Origin of the sequence: Mesorhizobium sp. M7A.F.Ca.CA.004.06.1.1 (assembly GCF_003999135.1) — a bacterium.
Classification (GTDB): Bacteria; Pseudomonadota; Alphaproteobacteria; order Rhizobiales; family Rhizobiaceae; genus Mesorhizobium.
Genome location: NZ_RZPQ01000296.1, coordinates 1 through 6,560, shown reverse-complemented (window position 1 = coordinate 6,560; position 6,560 = coordinate 1). Strand labels below are relative to the sequence as shown.

The 6,560-nt window shown below is 57.5% G+C and carries 6 protein-coding genes and 1 pseudogene; 4 read left to right on the top strand and 3 right to left on the bottom strand.

The genetic code is table 11. The annotated features are described in order from the left end of the window. The 4 genes from EN906_RS18275 to fghA form a co-directional block, all read left to right on the top strand. The coding region (locus tag EN906_RS18275; protein ID WP_164777223.1) for an amidohydrolase family protein at positions 1-876 on the top strand (876 nt) is incomplete at its 5' end. Continuing rightward, complete coding sequence (gene fhcD / locus EN906_RS18270) at positions 864-1,772, top strand: formylmethanofuran--tetrahydromethanopterin N-formyltransferase (protein ID WP_127327940.1); 909 nt, start codon at positions 864-866, stop codon at positions 1,770-1,772. The genes EN906_RS18275 and fhcD, both read left to right, overlap by 13 nt. After that, a complete protein-coding gene (locus EN906_RS18265; protein ID WP_127269459.1) occupies positions 1,769-2,578 on the top strand; it encodes a formylmethanofuran dehydrogenase subunit C in 810 nt (269 codons plus the stop codon). Before fhcD ends, EN906_RS18265 begins: the two co-directional genes overlap by 4 nt. Before the next feature lie 102 nt (positions 2,579-2,680). After that, a complete protein-coding gene (fghA, locus tag EN906_RS18260; protein ID WP_127269460.1) occupies positions 2,681-3,511 on the top strand; it encodes an S-formylglutathione hydrolase in 831 nt (276 codons plus the stop codon). Positions 3,512-3,841: 330 nt separating this feature from the next. Here the strand turns inward: fghA and EN906_RS18250 are convergent, their stop codons facing one another. The 3 genes and pseudogenes from EN906_RS18250 to EN906_RS18240 all read right to left on the bottom strand — a co-directional run. Then, positions 3,842-4,672 (bottom strand): DUF3037 domain-containing protein, encoded by an 831-nt coding sequence (locus tag EN906_RS18250; RefSeq protein WP_272483105.1) that lies wholly within the window; start codon positions 4,670-4,672, stop codon positions 3,842-3,844. Next, positions 4,659-5,423, bottom strand: coding sequence for a HipA family kinase (locus EN906_RS38990; RefSeq protein WP_348629139.1), 765 nt, complete (start codon positions 5,421-5,423; stop codon positions 4,659-4,661). Before EN906_RS38990 ends, EN906_RS18250 begins: the two co-directional genes overlap by 14 nt. Before the next feature lie 669 nt (positions 5,424-6,092). Beyond that, a pseudogene (locus EN906_RS18240) lies at positions 6,093-6,560 on the bottom strand (vitamin B12-dependent ribonucleotide reductase); the annotation flags it as partial.

Sequence of the window (6,560 nt, the reverse complement as noted above, 5' to 3'; positions counted from 1 at the left end):
GGGCTGCCGCTGCATCTCGCCCACCTCCAGTTCTATGGCTATGGCACGGAAGGAAAACGCGGGTTTTCTTCCGCCGCCGCACGGCTTGCCGAACTGGTCAACGCGACGCCGGAAGTCACCATCGATATCGGCCAGGTCATGTTCGGCCAGACGGTCACGGTCTCCTCCGACGTCATGCGGCAGTTTTCGGCGCGTGGCAGCGCGCACCCGAAAAAGACCGTCATTCATGATGGTGACGGCAATGGCGGCGGCATCGTGCCCTACAGTTATGGCAAGGACTTCTACGGCACGATGCAGTGGGCGATCGGGCTCGAGCTTTTTCTCCTGATCGACGATCCCTGGCGTGTGTTCTTCACCACCGATCATCCCAACGGTGCACCTTTTACGGCTTATCCGGCGCTGTTCGAACTGCTGATGAGCCGGGAAGCGCGCGCCGAAATGACCGCTGGACTTTCACGATCCGCCCTGGCGCTCTCTACCCTGGCCGCAATCGACCGCGAATACACGTTCGAGGAAATCGCCATCATGACGCGCGCGGCGCCGGCCAAGCTGCTCGGCTTGACGGATCGAGGCCATCTCGGCGCCGGTGCAATAGCCGACATCGCTGTCTATCGCAGGGACCGCAGTATCGCGAAAATGCTCGGACAGGCGGCGTATGTTTTCAAGGATGGCGATCTCGTCGTGCAAGATGGGGAAATCATCCATTACCGCTGGGGCAAGGCATTGAGGCTCAAGCCGCCTGTCGACAAGGCAATGGTGCGACGGCTCGAGGACTATCACCAGCCGCGCTACGGCCTGTCGCTGGACTGGTTCAATTTTCCGGATTCCGCGATTGCGCGCGAACAGCCATTCGGCGAGGTGCCATGCCGAACATGAGCGTCAATGGGATGACGATCGACGATACCTTCGCGGAAGCCTTCGGCATGCGCGCAACCGCCATCGTCATCACCGCGCCGAGCCGGAAATGGGCTCGCCAGGCGGCGATCACGATGACCGGATTCGCCACCTCGGTGATCGGTTGCGGCTGCGAAGCGGCAATCGAGATCGACCTGCCGCCCTCGGCCACACCGGATGGCCGGCCGGGCTGCCGCGTCATGATCTTCGCGATGGGAACGGACGAATTGCAGAAGCAACTGCTCAATCGTGTCGGCCAGTGCGTTTTGACCTCGCCGGGTTCCGCCTGCTTTGCCGGGCTGCAAGGCAGCGCCGAGCTCAAGCTCGGTTCGGCGCTGCGTTATTTCGGCGACGGCTGGCAAATCTCCAAGAAGATCGGCGACAGGCATTTCTGGCGTATTCCCGTCATGGATGGCGAGTTCCTGTGCGAAGCAACGACCGGACTGACGAAGGAAGCTGTCGGTGGCGGCAATTTCTTTGTCATGGCGCAAAACAGCGCCAACGCTTTGGCCGCTGCCGAGGCCGCGGTCGCTGCGATCGGCATGGTGCCTGGCGCCATCGTGCCGTTTCCGGGCGGCATTGCCCGTTCGGGTTCCAAGATAGGTGGCAAATACAAAGGCATGATCGCTTCGGCCAACGAAGCCTACGCGCCAACGCTGCGCGGTGTCGTCGCGAGTGAGCTCGGTCCCGACATCAACGCCGTCCTGGAAATCGTCATCGATGGTGAAACCAATGATGCAGTTGCCGCCGCGATGAAGGCAGGCATCAAGGCTGTCATAGAACTCGGCCCGAAAAGAGGCGCGGTTCGGATCAGCGCCGGCAATTACGGCGGCAAGCTCGGGAAATTCATCTACTCGCTGAAGGATATGCTGCCATGAAGGCGCTGACCTTCACCCTGGTTGCCGAGCCGCCGGAGCGCCTTGACCTATCGCCGCTGACGCCGGAGCGGCTGGCCGGGATCGAAAGGCGCGACGTCGAAAGAATCCAGATCGGCATGTCGAAACACGGATCGAAGGTGGGCGACATTTTTCGCGTCGCCGGCAGCGATCCGACAAACATCGTGTTCGAAGGCGGAAGCACGCGCCTTGACCTTGTGGCGCAAGGCATGCGGGGTGGGTCGGTTCGCCTCGTTGGCAATGCGGGCGCCCAGGCCGGGCGCGCCATGCGCGGTGGGGAGCTCACGATCGAAGGCAATGCGGGTCCATACGCCGGCTCCGGCATGCGTGGCGGCAGGCTTGAGATAACAGGCAATGCCGGCGACCACCTCGGTGCGCCGCTCGTCGGGGAACTGGCCGGCATGAACGGCGGTGTGTTGATCGTCAGGGGCAAGGCGGGCGCCTTCGCCGCGGACCGCATGCGGCGCGGCCTGATCGCGGTGCTGAAAGGCTCCGGCGACCACGCCGGCAGCCGCATGATCGCCGGCACCTTGGTGGTGGCCGGTGGCACCGGCGAGATGCCCGGCTATCTGATGCGTCGCGGTTCGATCCTTCTCGATCGCACGCCGGCACGCATGTCGCCGAGCTTCGTCGAATGTGGCGCACCCGAGAGCGTTTTCGCCGCCATCATCGATCGTCATCTGATCGCCGAGGGCATTTTGAAACGGCCGCTTCTGGGGAGCGCACCGCGCAAATATGGCGGGGATAACGCAGTGCTCGGAATGGGCGAGGTTCTTTTTCCGCGCTGAGATCCGTCGACACAGGAACCATAGGATGGCAGGACGCAAGTGCTTGCCGCTGGGTGGCAGTGGTGGCGCCGACCGTCATCCGACCCGCAACGTGGAGAACACATGAAAATCATCTCTCAAACGAAAGCCCATGGCGGCGTGCAGGGCGTCTATTCCCATTTGTCGACGAGTTGCCGTTGCGACATGACTTTTGCCGTTTTCAAACCTCCGCAGGCGCGGGAGGCGCCTTGTCCCGTTGTGTGGTATCTCTCAGGCCTGACGTGCACCCACGCCAATGTAATGGACAAGGGCGAGTACAGGCGCATGGCCGCCGAGCTTGGCCTGATCGTCGTCTGTCCCGACACCAGCCCGCGCGGCGCCGACATTCCGGATGAAAAAGACAACTGGCAGTTCGGCTCCGGCGCCGGCTTCTATCTCGATGCGACGCAAGAGCCTTATGCGAAGAACTATCGCATGTATTCCTATGTCACCGAGGAGTTGCCGGCTCTCATCGCGGCTGAATTTCCAGCCGATATGGCGCGCCAGGCAATCTTTGGCCATTCGATGGGCGGGCATGGCGCGCTGACGATTGCCTTGAAGAATCCGCAACGTTTCAAGAGCTGCTCGGCGTTCGCCCCGATCGCCCAGCCAAGCACCGCCGGCTGGTCGAGACCGGCTTTTGAGAAATATCTCGGGAAGGATGAGGCTTCGTGGCGAACCTGCGACGCGACGTCGCTCATCGACGACGGATACCGTTTCCCCGAATTCTTGGTCGATCAGGGAACGTCGGACGGATTTCTTGACGACGGGCTGAGGCCTTGGCTGCTTGAAGCGGCCTGCGCCAAAGCAGGTATTCCGCTAAAGCTGCGGATGCAGGATGGATACGATCACTCGTATCTTTTCATCTCCAGCTTCATGGACGACCATCTGAGATGGCATGCTGAGAGGCTTTGATCTGGGCAGGCCGAAGGCATGGCCAGATGCAAACAACTCATTGAATTCGACGCCTTACACCGAGGGGCTGAAAGCACTGGGCAGCCCCGACGAGATCCCGGGTCCGCCGTGCGGTTGACCGGGATAAACGCCTGACGGCATCCAGTATTTCGAGGTGCGGCAGGTGAGGGGCGCAAGCTGCTGTTCGTCCGCATCGGCCAGGACGAACCGTTGTTTGACGAGCAGACGTTGCGGGTGTCGCCGGCTGGCTAAGAGCCAAAGGTAAGAGCCAAATCAGACTGAGCAGATGGCTGGACGAGTCGCAATTGCGTTAAACAATTAGCCGACTAACTAACTCCGCCAAAGTGATTTATGACCTGCGGCGTTCAAAATTATATCGAGATATCGGGCCTTATCCTCGCGACTTTCCATATTGAACGATTCAATTGCTTCCCTTTGAGCTATCTTGAGCGCAGGGCCGACTGCTCTTTCTACCAAGGTGGTGGCAGAAAAAACTAAGTAACAATTAATCCCTACATTGGACAGCGTGTCTTTTGCATGTTGAAAGGTTACGCTAGCTAAAGCGGCATTCTTAATTTCAGCGGATCCCGCGTGATCAGAGTTAGTAAAGTCTATGGTCTCAGTCGCATGATATCTAGAGTTCTTCAGCATGAAGTCGATATGAAGCTTCCCAGATGGGCCAACCGGAAGATTGGCCACAACACGATGCCTATCGATATCGTGAATATCTCCACTAAAGACGTCGTATTCCTTGAATATCTTGCGAAGGTCTTTGGATAGTTTGCTGCCGGCTTTCTTCTTGGCCGATTGCCCTTTTGGTTTCTCAATATATTCGGAGTTTATGTCCGATATTCTTTGCTCGTATTGATTGTCTGAATCGATCGTAAACCACCCAATCTCTGAAAGTGTATAGCCCGTAGCCTTCGAAAGTCGAGCCACTCGAGAGTCCAATTCGATTGATGGATCGTCAGACTCCCTGAGGTGCGTCGCAATCCACTCAACCGCCCGCGAACTGACATTGAAATAGTTCAACAACTGGGGAGAAGCGTTCAATCTCACATCAAGGCGATCGGACTTGAACACGACTAGGCCTACGTTCAAAACGTCGCCACGGTGCGCGAATGGCACCAAGCGAATTAGAGCGTAGTTAAAGATATGCACCACTGCGGATTCCTTCGTCCACTTCGTCGATTTGGCGTCCAAATTCCGGACTCAAGATTCTAGCTATCAGCGAAGTTCGTGCATTTTTTGACAACCAATCCGTTGGTAGCCCTATCATTGCATTGTCGCAGATAAGCGCACGACCTTTATGAAACCGGTCCAGGAACGATCTGGCAAATTCCACAGAGAAACCGTGTACTTTCCGTATCTTTTTACCGACCTGCACCGTCGGCATGCCTTGAGCAAGCCCAACTATGGCATTGTCATTCAAGATTGTTGAGCTGCCGAAGTCAATTATGTGCAGATTGGCGATCTCTTGACCGTCAATCAAGCCCGCCCGCTGGAACAGAAAATTGTGATCGTGCCGATCAGGATTGTAGATCAACTGATCAAAAGCATAGGTGGCTGAAAGCAAGTTGCGGATGCCTGGCACGTTGAGATTGCCGGGACCATCAAGAAGCAGCATGCTGGCTTCTAGGTCGCTCATGCAATGCGTGATCGCTTGTGAGCCGAATACAAGGGCTCCGCTTGGAGTCTGAAGCACCTTCATCGGAGGAACGGGTAGATTCAGAGACCTTGCGAACGACGTGCATATCCACTCAGTGGCGCAAACCTCGACCTCTCCGCCCATCCCTTTAACAAAATACCTCAATCCGTCGTCACAGAGCGCCACACCAGTTTGATGCACCGTAGTCTGACGGGGATTTGGCTTGTACTCAGTTATTCTGAGGGGAATGAATTCCAATTGCATCATAGGTTGGCATCCAGTGTCCCAAAAATCCCCCTGTCATAGTACCGCCCTACTCGGCGAACCCTGAAGTCACTTCGAATCAATTAAATTCTAATTGAATACTGGAAAAAGTCCATAAAATCAACATGGTGGCATTCATTGACAAAAGAACACCACATGCAGCTTTCTTGGGCAAAGTTGTTTGCCGGCCGCAGTCGAGCGACGGACAAACTCAAGGTGTTATCTTCTGCTCGGCGGCTCGTTCTTGGTGTCTCCGAAGCCGGGCTTGGGCACACGCTCGACTGTGGTTGTGTTCGGCCGGCGCTCTGCTTCCTTCACAGGAATGAATTGGCCGCTCTTCGAGCTTCGTCCAATGTCGAAAGTCTTGCGTTCGTTGGTGGTCATTTAGGTATCTTTCTTCTGGAGTTGCCTGAGCTACCTCGACTCCGAGAACCGACTCCCCATATGATACCTTTGCACAGGAGATGGGATTTCGGTCTCGTCGCCCCGCGTGGGCTCCGGCTTATTCGCGGTACCAAAGCCGGCCCAGTTTGGGTCGGCTTTGGTGTTTCTGGCACAAGTGCGCGATCTAAATTTTTTAGATGAGTTTCCTCTTTTGTTCCTTTTACCATTTCGGCCCAATCTTACGACCGGGCCGATGATGTTGCGTTTTAGCGCTTCAGACTTTCCTCAGCTGCACCCGCTGGTCGAACCGCACGTATCGCACTTCTCACAAGTCCCGTTCCGCACCATAGTGAAATTCTGGCACTCGGAGCAGGAATTGCCGGTGTAGCCCTGGAGCAGCGATTTGGCGCGGCGGTCGTTGGCGAGTTTCTTCGCTTCGGCCGCCTCAACGGCCGCAACGTCGGTGAACAATCCCGCCGTGGTATCGGAAGCAGCACCCACCGCCTCCTCGAAGGCGATGTCCTCGGCCAGTTCCTTTGCCCGCTCCTCATAGTCGCGTTTGTAGGCGACCGCTTCGTCGCTGGCGGGTTTCAGCGCCAGCACGTTGGAGCCGGAGAACGCGGTCGGTGCCGAGCGGGCAGGGGCGCCCGACGGGGCCGCAAAGCCTTTCGGATCGTTGCCGCTGACGCGCGACACCAGCTTCACCGGCGATGCGCCACGAGTCAGGCCCTTGGAAACCGCATCGGTCTTGCC